The sequence below is a fragment of the Halonotius sp. F2-221B genome, from assembly GCF_046719765.1.
In the GTDB taxonomy this organism is placed as follows: Archaea; Halobacteriota; Halobacteria; order Halobacteriales; family Haloferacaceae; genus Halonotius.
In genome coordinates this window covers 79,187-92,552 of sequence record NZ_JABEBY010000005.1, presented here as the reverse complement: position 1 = coordinate 92,552, position 13,366 = coordinate 79,187, and the positions used below count along the sequence as shown (strand labels likewise).

Here is a 13,366-nt window from a genome sequence, read left to right as displayed (position 1 = left end):
ACGTGCGTGAAAAGTCGGTTCGGTTCCGGTTGACGAGATCTGGACGACCAGTCGGTCTGCCCCTGTCTCTGTGGCCACTATTTATGTGTGTTTACAACAATCTGTTACTCACATGGGCGATGGCGTCCTGTTGAGTGTCGTTGTCGCCATATTGATATTTTCATCTACGTTCGTCAGTTTCGGGCTGGCCGCCTACGCGCGGTATCGGATCGACCACCCGGTTACCGACAAGTTCGCCCGCCTGCTGGCTGCATACGGGCTGTGGGCTGGCTGTTACCTGAGTATGTTGCTCGGCCCGGAGGGACTGCTGACCCGCGCCGCCGTCGTTGGCCAGGGGATTGCGGCCGCGCTTTCGATCGCCGCCTGGTTCGCGTTCGTGATCGACTACACCGGCGACAGCGAATGGATCCCGGATTTCGCGCCGCGACTGCTGTGGCTGTGGGCGGGCGTCCACAGCCTCCTCCGAATTGTCAACCCCAACGACCTCCTCATCGCGGATATCGATTTCGGCCAGTTCGGGCTGTTCGTCCTCCCGCTGGAAGTGTATGGCCCATACACACAGCTCACGTTCCTCTTTGTGCTGGGCGTGCTCCTGTTTACGTTCGCGCTGCTGGTTCGATTCATCCGCCGGACACAGAGCCTCTATCGGTATCAGGCCACGATTATTCTGGCGGTGGTCGCGGTAAACACGGGCGCGACGCTGTTGCCGCTCTTCGGGATTCAGCTTCATCCACAACTGGATGTCACGCCGGTGTTGTACGCCGGACAGGGGGTCGTTATCTGGATCGCCCTCTACCGGTACGATTTCCTGCGAAGCGCGCCCGTTGCGGCCGATCGGTTTTTCCGCGAGATGGCTGATCCAGCCGTCATCGTCGACGACGAGCTGACCGTCATCGAGTACAACGAGGCGGCCACGCAGGTGATCGGGGCACTCGAAAAACGGACTGCACTCAGCGAAACCGATGCTGAGGGCCTCACCAAGCGGCTGCAAACCGCAATCGAGAGCCCGGAGACGCCGGTCGAGTTCACGACGGCCGACACCCCGCCACGCGTCTACGACCTCGAAGTGACACAGGTGACCGATCAGTTCGATATCACCCAGGGGTACGTCCTCGTCTTGCGCGATATCACCGACCGCAAACAGCGGGAGCGACAGCTCGAAGAGCAAAACGAGCGGCTCGAAGAGTTCGCCGATGTCGTCTCGCATGATCTCCGCAATCCGCTGTCGACCGCGGAGGGCTGGGTCGCGGCGGTCACAGACGCTCTCGACGGCGAGGAGCCGGATGTCGGCACCGCCCAGATGGGACTTGAGCACATCGCACATTCCCACGACCGGATGGACGAGCTGATCGACGTGTTGCTCACGATGGCCCGGCAGGGACAGACGGTTGCCGATCCCGAACCCGTCTCGCTGGAAGCGTGTGCGACCGAGGCGTGGGCGACCGCCGAGACCGGTGGGATGGCGCTCCGCGTCGACACTGATCGAACTGTGCCGGCCGATCCCGCTCGGCTCCGGCAGGCCTTCGAGAACCTCTTTCGGAACGCCAACGACCACAGCGAGGCCTCAACGGTCACGGTCACGTCGACAGCCGAGGGGTTTGCGGTCGAAGACGACGGTAGCGGGATCGATCCCGACGACCGCGAGGATCTCTTCGAGTTCGGGTACAGCACCGACGAGGACGGAACCGGGATCGGCCTGGCGGTCGTCAAGCGGATCATCGAAGCCCACGGCTGGCGGATCACGGTCGACGAGAGCGACGACGGCGGGGCGTGTTTCGAGGTTACCGGGGTTTCGACCTGAGATCCTGACAGACGGTGCCGCACCGCAAACCAGCGGCTTTTGCCGTAACTCTCATGCATAAACACGTAGAGATATATGCACACTATACATGACCACGGGCTTCAACACGCGGAGTCTGCACGCCGGGACGGAGCCTGACCCCGACACCGGCGCGCGGGCGACACCGATCTATCAGACCTCTTCCTACGTCTTCGAGGATGCCGACACCGCCGCCGACCTCTATGCGCTCCGCGAGGAGGGCGACGTGTACTCCCGCGTCTCGAACCCCACTGTCCGCCAGCTTGAAGCCCGGTTGGCCGATCTCGAAGGTGGTGTCGGCGCGGTCGCCGCCGCCTCGGGGATGGGTTCCTTCGACGCGCTAACGACCGTCTTGGCCCAGAGCGGCGACAACGTCGTCGCCAGCAGCGACATGTACGGCGGCACCGGCAGCTACCTCTCGACGCTCGCGCCGCGCCGGGGGATCGAAGCCCGCACGGTGCCCACCCTCGACTACGACGCCTACGACGACGCCATCGACGACGACACCGCCTACGTCCACGTCGAAACCATCGCTAACCCCTCGCTCGTCACGCCGGATTTCGAACGACTCGCCGACATCGCCCACGACCACGCCGTCCCGCTCGTCGTCGACAACACCTTCGGGACGCCCGCGCTCTGCCGCCCGATCGAACACGGCGCGGACATCGTCTGGGAGTCGACGACCAAATGGATTCACGGCTCGGGGACGACCGTCGGCGGTATTCTCGTCGACGGCGGCACCTTCCCGTGGGATCACCCGGATGCTGACTACCCCGAACTCTCGGGCGAAAACCCCGGCTTCGGCTTCGACTTCAGCGAGCGGTTCGGCGACCGCGCGTTCACGCTGGCGGCCCGCCATCGTGCGGTTCGGGCAATCGGCAATCAGCAGTCACCCTTCGACGCCTGGCAGACGATGCAGGGCATCGAAACGCTACCGCTGCGCATGGATCGCCACTGCGAGAACGCCCACGTCGTCGCCGAATTCCTCCGAGACGATCCCCGCGTGTCGTGGGTGACCTATCCCGGCTTCGACGACCACGCGACCCACGACAACGCCAGCGAATACTTGGCGGGCTACGGCGGGATGGTCACCTTCGGCGTCGAGGGTGGCTTCGAGGCGGCGAAAGCGTTCTGTGAGGCCGTCGAGTTGACGAGTTTCCTCGCCAACATCGGTGACGCAAAGACGCTCGTCATCCACCCGGCGTCGACGACCCACGCCCAGTTGAGCGAGGACGAACAGCGCGCGGCGGGCGTCGCCCCCGACATGCTCCGGCTGTCGGTCGGAATCGAGAACAGTGAGGACATCGTCGCCGACCTCGACGCCGGCCTGGAGGTGGCCGCCGACCAATGAGCCGACGCGTTCGAACGCCGAGTCGAACAGACTATGCGCGGCGGCGACACAGGAGGAACAACCAATGAGCGCGACCGAAGTCGATCGCGGGGTCGTCGAACTCGGCGAGTTCCGCTTCGAGTGCGGCGAGTCGATCCCCAACCTCGAAATCGCCTACGAGGCCTACGGCGAGTTCACCGGCGACAACGCGGTTTTGGTCTGTCACGCCCTGACCGGCAGCCAGAACGTCGCCAGCTACAACACCCCCGGGACGGCGGGCCAGGCCCGCGCGTGGTGGGGCGATATCGTCGGCCCCGGGAAGGCCATCGACACCACCGACTACTACGTCGTCTGTGCGAACGTCCCCGGCTCCTGTTACGGCTCCTCGGGGCCGTCGTCAACGAATCCCGAGACCGACGAGCCCTACGGCACCGACTTCCCACCCGTCACGATCAGCGACTGGACGCGCGCACAACGTCGCCTGCTCGACCACCTCGGCGTCGGCCGCCTCCGGCTCATCATCGGCGGCAGCGTCGGCGGGATGAACGTCTTGGAGTGGGCCAAACAGTACCCCGACGACGCCGAGTTGATCGCTCCGGTCGCAGCGGCGGCCACGCTTGACCCGCAGTGCCTCGCCATCGACGCCGTCGCCCGGCGGGCGATCCGCAGCGACCCCAACTGGAACGGCGGCGACTACTACGGCGGCGACGGCGAGGAGGCGAGCCCGCCACAGCAGGGCCTCGCTATCGCCCGCCAACTCGGCCACATCATGTACCTCTCGAAGGCCTCGATGGAGCGCAAGTTCGGCCGCCGCTCGGCGGGTCGCGACAGCGGCATCGAGGGCAGCGACGCCCTCTTTCCGCCCGATAAGGCCGCCGCCTTCTTCCCCTACCGGGAAGTCGAGTCGTATCTCGACTACAACGCCGAGAAATTCACCGAGCGATACGACGCCAACAGCTACCTCTACCTGACGCGAGCGATGGACGACTACGATCTGGCGGAGGGCCACGGCACTATCGAGCGAGCCATTTCGGCCTTCGAGGGCGAGGCCCTGCTGCTGTCGTTTACCGCCGACTGGCATTTCACGGTGAGCCAGTCGGAGACGCTGGCCGAGGCGTTCCGCGCCGCGGCGGTGTCGGTCGCCCACCACGTCGTTGACTCCGACCACGGCCACGACGCCTTCCTCGTCGAGCCCGAGAGCGTCGGCCCGCCGGTGCGTGACTTCCTCAACAATGGACTGGACGGTCGCGCGATCACCGACACCGCAGCCGACGACGAGGAACCCGTCGACGACGGCGAGGCCGACTTCGCGCCCGTCCACAGCAGTCTGTTTTCGGGCTGAGGTGTCGCCAGCGGCTACCACGGCAGCACTACGTCCGAGATACCGGCAGTCCCGCGGGCGGCAGGCAGTTTTAGGTGGCCGCTCGGCGTCTACCCGCCGTATGTCCGACGACACAGACGGCTTCGAGACCCGAAGCCTCCACGCCGGCACCGATCCCGACCCCGCGACCGGCTCGCGCGCACCGCCGATCCACCAGACCACCTCCTACGTCTTCGATGACGCCGAAGACGCCGCCAAACAGTTCGCCCTCGAAAAACCGGGCCACATCTACTCGCGGCTGATGAACCCGACGGTCGGCCAGCTCCAGGAGCGACTGGCCTCCCTTGAGGGTGGCGTCGGCGCGGTCGCCACCGCTTCCGGGATGGCGTCGCTCGACGTGGCGACGTTCCTGCTGGCGGAAGCCGGCGACAACATCGTCTCGGCGTCGTCGCTCTACGGCGGTACCTACACCTATCTCACCCACAGCGTCGAACGTCGCGGGATCACGACCCGCTTCGTCGACACGCTCGATTACGACGCCTACGCCGACGCGATCGACGACGACACCGCCTACGTCCACCTCGAAACAATCGGCAACCCTGCCCTCGTAACGCCGGATCTCGAACGCATCGCCGACATCGCCCACGAACACGACACGCCGCTGTTCGTCGACAACACCTTCGCCTCGCCCGCGCTCTGCCGCCCGCTGGAACACGGCGCGGATCTGGTCTGGGAGTCGACGACGAAGTGGATTCACGGCGCGGGCTCGACGGTCGGCGGCGCGCTGATCGACGGCGGTTCCTTCGACTGGCTGGCCCACGCCGACGACTACCCCGAGATCGGCGCAGCCAACCCCGCCTACCACGGGGTCAACTTCGCCGAAACGTTCGGTGACGCCGGCTTCACCTACGCCGCCATCGCCCGCGGGCTACGCGACCTCGGCAACCAACAGAGTCCTTTCGATGCGTGGGTCACCATGCAGAAACTCGAAACGCTACCGATGCGGATGGAACGACACTGCGAGAACGCCATGGCCGTTGCCGAGTTCCTCGAAGACCACAACGACGTGTCGTGGGTGACCTATCCCGGCCTCGAAAGTCACGAAACCCACGAGATGGCCTCGAAATATCTCGACGGCGGCTACGGCGGCATGATCACCTTCGGGCTGGAGGGCGGCTACGACGCCGCTCGCGGGACGGTCGAGTCGACCGAGTTGGCCTCGCTGCTGGCGAACGTCGGCGACGCGAAAACGCTCATCATTCACCCGGCGTCGACGACCCACCAGCAACTCAGCGACGAAGAGAAACTGTCGGCGGGCGTCACCGACGACCTCGTGCGGCTGTCGGTCGGAATCGAAGATCCACAGGACATCATCGACGACCTTGATCAGGCGATCACGGGGTCGAGCTAACAGCGCGATTCAGACGATCTGCTCGCCGTCGTCATCGTAGACGGCGATAGCGTCGACCGGGCACGAGCGGGCCGAAAACTTCGCATCGAGTTCCTCGTCTTCTGGGACCTCGGCAACAAAAACGCCTTCCTCAGTTTCCTCGCTATTCTTCAGCACGGCCTTGCCGGCGTCCATATCCTTCTCAAAGCCATCCCACTCGGCGACGCACTGGAACATCCCGATACAGGTGTCGCGGTCGAATTCGACTTGCATGCATCGATGTTGGGAGGTGGGCTACATAGCCGTGTTGCACGCGGAAGATTTGCAGAGAGACGGTGAGGACGACTATAGATCAGCCACGTCTTCGATCGCGTCGGTCAGTTCCTTGATCGACTCGACAGTGTGTTCGCCCATGTGGCCGATCCGGAACGACTCCTCGCTGAGGTCGCCGTAGCCGCTCGAAAAGACCATGTCGTACTCCTCGGAGACCTGTTCGACGGTGGCGGCGACATCGATGCCGCGGGTGTTCTCGATGCAGGTCACGGTCTGTGACTCGTAGCCGTCCTCGGGGAACAGGCCGAAGTGCTCGCGGGCCCACTCGCGGGTGTACTCGGCCATCTCCTGGTGGCGTTGGTCGCGGGCGTCGTGGCCCTCATCAAGCATGTGTTTCATCTGCTTGCGGTAGGCCAGCATGAGCGGGATCGCGGGCGTTGAGTGCGTCTGGCCCTTCCGATCGTAGTAGTCCAGACACCGCTGGAAACCGCCGTACCACGACGCTGACTCTTTGCCGACCTCTCGCTCGTAGGCGTCCTCGCTGACAGTACAGACCGCCAGTCCGGGCGGCATGGCGAAGGCCTTCTGGACGGAGGTGAAAATGCAGTCGATGTTGTGGGCCTCGATGTCGATCTCGTCGCCGCCGAGACAGGAGATGGCATCGACGACGAAGTAGGTATCCGGGTAGTCGCCGAGTAGGTCGCCGATCTCTTCGACCGGGTTGCGAACGCCGGTCGAGGTTTCGTTCATTACCATGCCGACGACGTCGTACCCCTCGTCGCTGGCTTCGAGTGCGTCGCGGATGTCGTCGGGTTTGACGGCTTGGCCCCACTCGTATTCGATGCGGTCGACCTCTTTGCCGAGGCGTTCGGCAACGTTGGCCTGTCGCTCGCTGAACGCGCCCGAGGTCGGCACGAGCATGCGGTCGTCGACGAGGCTGAGCGTCGTCGACTCCCAGAACTCGGTGCCCGAGGCCGTGAGGATGATCACGTCCTGGTCGGTACCGAGGAACTCCTTGGTGTCCTCGACGATCGTGGTGTAGAGGTCGGTCATCCGATCCATCCGGTGGCCGAAGACCGGTTGGGCCATCTCCTCGATCACGTCGTCGCGGACTTCGGTCGGGCCGGGGAGATACAGCGTCTTCTCGGGATAGTCGCCGGTGTACTCTTGTTTTTTCGTCACGGAATCCACCTTGTGATCGGGTGTCGTCGCCGAGAGGGCATGGTAGTTTTGATACCGCGCTGGCGGCGTTGCGGCCGACGACCTGCTGTCCGGAAATTTAAACCCCACCACCAGCCAAGGAACGCTAATGAAGCCAGCCGAGATCCCCAACTTGCCGCCAGGTGTTGCCGACCACCTCGCTGGCGAGGGGATCGAGGAGCTGTACCCACCCCAGGCCGAGGCCGTCGAGGCCGGCCTGACCGAGGGCGAGAGCCTCGTCGCCTCGGTGCCGACCGCCAGCGGGAAGACGCTGATCGCCGAACTCGCCATGCTGTCGGCGATCCAGCGCGGCGGGACTGCCCTCTACATCGTGCCGCTTCGTGCCCTCGCCAGCGAGAAGAAAACCGAGTTCGAACGTTGGGAAGACAAGGGGTTCTCGGTCGGCGTCTCGACCGGCAACTACGAGGCCAGCGGCGAGTGGCTGGCCAGCCGCGATATCATCGTCGCCACCAGCGAGAAGGTCGATTCGCTCATCCGGAACAACGCGCCGTGGATCGATGACCTCTCCTGTGTCGTCGCCGACGAAGTCCACCTCGTCGACGACACAAACCGCGGGCCGACACTGGAGGTCACCCTCGCCAAACTTCGTCGGATCAATCCCGACCTCCAGACTGTCGCCCTCTCTGCGACCGTCGGCAACGCCAACGAAATCGCCGACTGGCTTGACGCTGAACTCGTCCAGTCCGATTGGCGGCCAATCGACCTCCGAATGGGCGTCCACTACGGCAACGCGATCAACTTCGATGACGGCAGCCAACGCGAGGTTCCGGTCGCCAGCAGCCAGCGACAGACCGAAGCCCTCGTCGACGACACCCTCGAAGAGGGCGGCTCGACGCTTGTGTTCGTGAACTCTCGCCGCAACGCCGAGTCGGCCGCGGATCGACAAGCTGGCGTCGTCGAATCCCATCTCATAGGCGAGGAGCGCGCCGATCTCCGCGAGCTCGCAAGCGAGATCCGGCAGGTCTCTGATACCGACACCAGCGACGACCTCGCCGACTGCGTCGAAGGCGGCGCGGCGTTCCACCACGCTGGCCTCGCCGCGGAGCATCGCAGCCTCGTCGAGGATGCCTTTCGGGATCGACTCCTGAAGGTGATCTGTGCGACGCCGACCCTCGCGGCGGGCGTCAACACGCCGAGCCGCCGCGTCATCGTTCGTGACTGGCGACGCTACGACGGCGAGTTCGGCGGGATGCAGCCGCTCGACACACTCGAAATTCACCAGATGTGCGGCCGCGCGGGGCGCCCCGGCCTCGATCCTTACGGCGAGGCCGTCCTCCTCGCAAAGGACAGCGAGACGATGGACGAACTCTTCGAGCGGTACGTCTGGGCCGACCCCGACCCTGTCCAGTCGAAACTGGCCGCCGAGCCCGCCCTGCGAACGCATCTGCTGGCGACGATTTCCTCTGGTTTCGCCAACAGCCGCGAGGCCTTACTGGAGTTCCTCGACGCGACACTGTATGCGACCCAGACCGGCGACGAGGGTCGGCTCGCAACTGTGACCGACACCGTCCTCGCCTATTTGGAGCGCAACGAGTTCATCGAACGCGAGGATGCCACGATCCGCGCGACGAACATCGGCCACACCGTTTCGCGGCTCTATCTCGATCCGATGAGCGCCGCCGAGATCATCGACGGACTGCGGTACGCCGAGGAGAACCGCGGGAAGACGGCGGATACATCGCCTGTGAATCGGCAGGACGATGACTTGGAGCGACCGGCAGCCGACGACGGTGACGGGTTTGTCTCAGCGAGCGAACTCCAGTCGAACGGGGCTGACGACGATGCCACCGCCGAAAGCGACAGTGAGAGCGACGAAACCGCCGACAGCGAAGACGACGTCGACGACGAGTCGGCCCAACCCACGCCGCTCGGCCTCTACCATCTCGTCAGCCGGACGCCGGATATGTACGAACTCTATCTGAAATCCGGGGATCGAGAGACCTACACTGAGCTCTGCTACGAACACGAATCGGAGTTCCTCGGCCGGGTGCCCTCGGAGTACGAGGATGTCGCCTTCGAGGACTGGCTGGCCGCGCTGAAGACGGCGAAACTGCTTGAGGACTGGGCCAGCGAGGTCGACGAGGATCGAATCACCGAACGGTACGGCGTCGGCCCCGGCGACATCCGCGGGAAGGTCGAGACCGCCGAGTGGCTGCTCGGGGCGGCCGAGCAGTTGGCCGGTGAACTCGGGCTCTCTTCGCGGGTTGCGATCCGCGAGGCGAAAAAACGGATCGAGTACGGCGTCCGCGAGGAACTACTCGATCTCGCTGGCGTGCGCAACGTCGGCCGGAAGCGCGCCCGCCGGCTCTACGAGGCCGGTGTCGAAAGCCGCGCCGACCTGCGAGACGCCGACAAAAGCGTCGTGTTGGGGGCGTTGCGGGGCCGCGAGAAAACGGCCGAGACGATCCTCGAAAACGTCGGACGACAAGATCCCTCGATGGACGACGTGAACGCGGCTAAAACGCCGACCGCGGCCGTCGCGTCGGGCGACAATGGCGGCGACAGCACCAGCGACCGCACCGCCAGCATCAACGACAACGAGAACAGCGACGACCAGTCGAGTCTGGGTGATTTCGGATGAGAACCGTCACCGCGACGACGACGATCGACGATCTCGACGATTTTCTCGCCGAGATCGAGGCGATCAGCGAGGCGACCGGCGCGACCGTCCAGTGTTTTGACGCCGACTACGTCGCCGGCAACCGCCATCTCCGGCGGGCCGTCGAGTTGGCCGCGCGGGCTCGCGAGCAGGGCACGGCCGTCGCCGACGATCCCGCGGTCGAAATCCTGCTGTATGCGGCCGGCCGCCGACAGATCAACCAGGCACTCGAAATAGGTGTCAGCGAGGGCGACGCCGCCGTTGTCAGCGTCGTCAGCGGTGGCGACGAGGCGGCAGCCGAACAGCAGATGCGGGAACTGCTCGGTGCGAGCGACGCAAGTCACGCCGGCGACGGCAGCACCCTCGGCAACGAGGATACGATCAGGGCATTTTTCGATATCGGCGACGCCGAACTGGCTGTCGTCGACGGCGATCTGGAAGCTATCGTCATCGAACGCGTCGCGCTGCTCGATGTCGAGAAGTAGCGATTTCGGCCGACCCCTTTGTTTCAACTGGAGGTCAGCTGACGTGTGTCTGACGCATGGCCGACGTGCGTTCGTATCGTGGCGAACCGGCGGAGAAGATCGAACGAGTGAATAGTTCCACCAGGATTCGAACCTGGGTCGTTGCCCCCAGAAGGCAACAGGATTGGCCACTACCCCATGGAACTGCGCGTTCGATCGAAGTGGATCGGTTTACAAAACCGTGTCGGTTCCAGCGGCCGCAGGGCGGCGGCGACCCCGACGCCGCCAGCGACGTATCAGCAGCTATTTGTCCGCCACGCCGCCTCAATCGGATATGTACATCGGCCGTTTCATCGTCGTCGGGCCGGGCGTCGGTGCCTACCGCGTCTCCTCGCGGTCGTTCCCGAACCGCCGGATCGCCGACCGCGATGGCCTGCTCACCGTCGAACCGACACCCGAGGCCCCCGAGACGGACAACCCCTACGTCTCGTACAACTGCCTGCAGGTGGTTTCGCCACCCGCCAGCGACGGCCAGTGGGTCGTCGTCGGCAACGGCTCGCACGTCGATCCGATCGCCGAAAAGATCGAGTTGGGCTACCCCGCCCGTGACGCGCTGGCCGAGCCACTGCTCGCACTCGACTACGAAAAGGACGACTACAACACGCCCCGGATCGCGGGCGTCGTCACCGCCGAATCGGCCCACATCGGCACCGTCCGCGACGACGCACTGCTCGTCGAGGCCGTCGATGAACCGACGTTGGTGGCGACCTACGAGGAGGATAGCCCGCGAGCCTACGCCTTCGATGTCGACGACGCCGCCGAGGCGGCCCGCGCCGTCTACGCCGCCGACTACGAACACGCGATCTGTGCGGCCGCTGCGACCGTCGACGACGGCGTGGATTACGCCATCGAAAACGGCGGGTAAGTTCGCGGGCGGTCGTCGATCCGACGGCGCGCCACGGCAACGGGTTACCGGACGATCGTCACCGGGATCGGCGCGTCGCGGGCGACCGTTTCGGCAACGTTGCCGAGCAGCAGCCGCGAGGCGATGGTGTTGCTGTGGCTGCCGATCACGATCAGATCGAACCCCTCGGCGTTCGTGGTGATCGCTTTTGCCGGCGAGCCGAGCCCAACCGTGGTGGTGAGCTCGCGGTCGTCGTCGGCGATCGCTCTGGCGCGCTCGAAGACGGGTTCGGCACGCTCGGCGGCCGCCGCATCGACATCGTCGGCGACCGCAAGGCTCGTCGCTTCGCCCATATAGGATGTCGCCCCACCGACAACGTGGAGCACGGTCACCGCCGCCGACGGAAACGCCGACAGCGCGAACCTGAGGGCGTCGGCGGCCATCTCCGAGTCGTCCATCGGGACAAGGACACGTGATACCATACCATCCCAACACAGCCCCGCGGCATAAGTGCGCGCCTGTTGGGGTCGGTCTCAGAAGCCAAAGACGGGAACGAATCGAAAGACGAGATACGCGCCGACCGTCGAGATCAGCGGGACGACGTTCTGCATGACGATCACCCGCGCGGTCGTTGAGGGATTAAATAGGTCGGCCGCCGCGGGGATATCCTCGGGATCTTCCTCGCCGATATCGGGCAGTTCCTCACCCTCAGTATCGGCGGCCAGCGAGCCAACGGTGACGCGGGCGTCGCCGGCCTGGTCGCTGATCGACTCCCGGGAGGCTCGCATCGTCCGGGTTGCCCGCCCCCAGCCAAGGCCGATGATCGACATTGTGGCGATGACGACGAAGCTTGCGGGGATGCCGATCGCCGAGAGGCTGATCACGAGGATCGCCGAGACCGTGGCGACGACGATCGCCGCCGTCAACGGCAGCGCGGTGATGTCGTTGCCGAGGGTATCCAGCGTCCGGCGGGCGATCGTGAACGCGCCGATGCCGACGGCGACACAGGCGATGATGATGCCGGTATTCATCTCTAAGGCACCGCTGCCGACCAGCGGCGCGATCGCGTTGGCGACGTTGCTGGTGCCGGAGCTAAAGGCCATGATACAGCCGATCGAGACGACGATCGTGGTGCCGACCATTTCCCGTCTGGTTGTTCCCGGACCGAAGCTGATCACCGGCAGCAGCCCCGAGCGGTCGATCGTCACCAGCGGCCCCTCGCTTTGATCGAGGGCGACCCGCTTGTTGAGCGCGGCATAGAAGTATCGGCCGATAACCGCCGAGAGCCAAAACCCGATCACGGGGGCGACAAGCCACCAGGTGACGATCTCGCCCATGACAGCCCAATCGAGGGCGTTGCTGGCGAGGCCAAGCCCGGCGATCGCGCCGACGGCGGTCATCGAGGTCGAGGCCGGCACGCCGAAGACGTTGCCGACAAACAGCGCGAGGCCGATGAAAAACAGCACCGTAATCGAGGCCGGCAGCGTGAAGATATCCGGGTTGGTGACCAGTTCCCGGCCAAGCGTGTCGACGACGCGGCGGCCGATCGTCCACGCGCCGATGAAAAAGCAGACGCTCATCAGCCCGGCGGCGACCGTCTTCGAGATCGTTCCCGCCCCGACCGCGGGGCCGAAGGCAGGGCCGGTCGTCGCCCCACCGATATTGTAGCCGACAAAGACCGCAACGAGTATCCCAACGAGCAGCAGTCCCTCTATCACGCGTGGCCCTTCTCTCTCGTGTGGGTTAACTCGTCGGATTGTCGGCGACCGGCTGTTTGCTCCCGGTTGCGACGCCCTGCCGCTGACTGGCCGTCCTGCTGGTGCGGTGTGCTGCGTGTCGAACGCGGCGGGCTGCCCTCGATGTACCGAACGAGGGGTTGGCTCAGACTGGGTGGTGTCGACCCAGCGTGTGTGGGTGTCGACCCAGCGTGTGTGGGTGTCGACCCGGAGTATGTGGGTGTTGACCCGAAGTATGTGGGTGTCGAACCGGAATATGTGTGTGTGTTGACCCGAAGTGTGTTGTATTGCAGCACGCTATGCAGCCGT

The 13,366-nt window shown here is 64.9% G+C and carries 11 protein-coding genes and 1 tRNA gene; 7 read left to right on the top strand and 5 right to left on the bottom strand.

The annotated features are described in order from the left end of the window. The first annotated feature begins 112 nt into the window (after nucleotides 1-112). The 4 genes from HKK80_RS04865 to HKK80_RS04850 all read left to right on the top strand — a co-directional run bounded on the left by HKK80_RS04865 (nucleotide 113) and on the right by HKK80_RS04850 (nucleotide 5,881). On the top strand, nucleotides 113-1,801 hold the full coding sequence (locus HKK80_RS04865) for a histidine kinase N-terminal 7TM domain-containing protein (protein WP_411798498.1): 1,689 nt from the start codon (nucleotides 113-115) through the stop codon (nucleotides 1,799-1,801). An 88-nt stretch (nucleotides 1,802-1,889) separates the two neighbouring features. Beyond that, on the top strand, nucleotides 1,890-3,170 hold the full coding sequence (locus HKK80_RS04860) for an O-acetylhomoserine aminocarboxypropyltransferase/cysteine synthase family protein (protein ID WP_411798497.1): 1,281 nt from the start codon (nucleotides 1,890-1,892) through the stop codon (nucleotides 3,168-3,170). Between the two features lie 64 nt (nucleotides 3,171-3,234). Continuing rightward, nucleotides 3,235-4,491 (top strand): homoserine O-acetyltransferase MetX, encoded by a 1,257-nt coding sequence (metX, locus tag HKK80_RS04855; protein WP_411798496.1) that lies wholly within the window; start codon nucleotides 3,235-3,237, stop codon nucleotides 4,489-4,491. Nucleotides 4,492-4,591: 100 nt separating this feature from the next. After that, nucleotides 4,592-5,881, top strand: a complete 1,290-nt coding sequence (locus tag HKK80_RS04850; protein WP_411798495.1) for an O-acetylhomoserine aminocarboxypropyltransferase/cysteine synthase family protein — start codon at nucleotides 4,592-4,594, stop codon at nucleotides 5,879-5,881. A gap of 9 nt (nucleotides 5,882-5,890) precedes the next feature. Here HKK80_RS04850 and HKK80_RS04845 read toward each other — a convergent pair whose 3' ends face one another. Both HKK80_RS04845 and HKK80_RS04840 read right to left on the bottom strand, forming a co-directional pair. Further along, on the bottom strand, nucleotides 5,891-6,133 hold the full coding sequence (locus tag HKK80_RS04845) for a ferredoxin (protein ID WP_411798494.1): 243 nt from the start codon (nucleotides 6,131-6,133) through the stop codon (nucleotides 5,891-5,893). A gap of 72 nt (nucleotides 6,134-6,205) precedes the next feature. Then, the gene (locus HKK80_RS04840; RefSeq protein WP_411798584.1) at nucleotides 6,206-7,315 is read right to left on the bottom strand and encodes a pyridoxal-phosphate-dependent aminotransferase family protein; all 1,110 of its coding nucleotides are present in this window, start codon (nucleotides 7,313-7,315) and stop codon (nucleotides 6,206-6,208) included. A gap of 127 nt (nucleotides 7,316-7,442) precedes the next feature. On the opposite strand from HKK80_RS04840, the gene HKK80_RS04835 reads away from it, so the two are divergent. Next, entirely contained in the window at nucleotides 7,443-9,935 is a 2,493-nt protein-coding gene (locus HKK80_RS04835) for an ATP-dependent DNA helicase (RefSeq protein ID WP_411798493.1), read from the top strand. After that, the gene (gene cgi121, locus HKK80_RS04830) at nucleotides 9,932-10,438 is read left to right on the top strand and encodes a KEOPS complex subunit Cgi121 (RefSeq protein WP_411798492.1); all 507 of its coding nucleotides are present in this window, start codon (nucleotides 9,932-9,934) and stop codon (nucleotides 10,436-10,438) included. Before HKK80_RS04835 ends, cgi121 begins: the two co-directional genes overlap by 4 nt. Nucleotides 10,439-10,550: 112 nt before the next feature. Here the strand turns inward: cgi121 and HKK80_RS04825 are convergent. Continuing rightward, a tRNA-Gln gene (locus HKK80_RS04825) sits at nucleotides 10,551-10,623 on the bottom strand. Between the two features lie 128 nt (nucleotides 10,624-10,751). Between HKK80_RS04825 and HKK80_RS04820 the strand changes: the two genes are divergently transcribed. After that, nucleotides 10,752-11,342 (top strand): IMP cyclohydrolase, encoded by a 591-nt coding sequence (locus HKK80_RS04820; protein WP_411798491.1) that lies wholly within the window; start codon nucleotides 10,752-10,754, stop codon nucleotides 11,340-11,342. 44 nt (nucleotides 11,343-11,386) lie between these two features. Here the strand turns inward: HKK80_RS04820 and HKK80_RS04815 are convergent, their stop codons facing one another. Together HKK80_RS04815 and HKK80_RS04810 are read right to left on the bottom strand one after the other, a co-directional pair. Continuing rightward, nucleotides 11,387-11,803 (bottom strand): universal stress protein, encoded by a 417-nt coding sequence (locus HKK80_RS04815; RefSeq protein WP_411798490.1) that lies wholly within the window; start codon nucleotides 11,801-11,803, stop codon nucleotides 11,387-11,389. A 51-nt stretch (nucleotides 11,804-11,854) separates the two neighbouring features. Further along, entirely contained in the window at nucleotides 11,855-13,039 is a 1,185-nt protein-coding gene (locus tag HKK80_RS04810; protein ID WP_411798489.1) for an anion permease, read from the bottom strand. Nucleotides 13,040-13,366: the final 327 nt, after the last annotated feature.

What these genes read in the sequence shown, in the direction of transcription:
- HKK80_RS04865 (WP_411798498.1), top strand. Translation starts at nt 113, where the DNA reads ATGGGCGATGGCGTCCTGTTGAGTGTCGTTGTCGCCATATTGATATTT.
- HKK80_RS04860 (WP_411798497.1), top strand. Translation starts at nt 1,890, where the DNA reads ATGACCACGGGCTTCAACACGCGGAGTCTGCACGCCGGGACGGAGCCT.
- metX (WP_411798496.1), top strand. Translation starts at nt 3,235, where the DNA reads ATGAGCGCGACCGAAGTCGATCGCGGGGTCGTCGAACTCGGCGAGTTC.
- HKK80_RS04850 (WP_411798495.1), top strand. Translation starts at nt 4,592, where the DNA reads ATGTCCGACGACACAGACGGCTTCGAGACCCGAAGCCTCCACGCCGGC.
- HKK80_RS04845 (WP_411798494.1), bottom strand. Translation starts at nt 6,133, where the DNA reads ATGCAAGTCGAATTCGACCGCGACACCTGTATCGGGATGTTCCAGTGC.
- HKK80_RS04835 (WP_411798493.1), top strand. Translation starts at nt 7,443, where the DNA reads ATGAAGCCAGCCGAGATCCCCAACTTGCCGCCAGGTGTTGCCGACCAC.
- cgi121 (WP_411798492.1), top strand. Translation starts at nt 9,932, where the DNA reads ATGAGAACCGTCACCGCGACGACGACGATCGACGATCTCGACGATTTT.
- HKK80_RS04820 (WP_411798491.1), top strand. Translation starts at nt 10,752, where the DNA reads ATGTACATCGGCCGTTTCATCGTCGTCGGGCCGGGCGTCGGTGCCTAC.
- HKK80_RS04815 (WP_411798490.1), bottom strand. Translation starts at nt 11,803, where the DNA reads ATGGTATCACGTGTCCTTGTCCCGATGGACGACTCGGAGATGGCCGCC.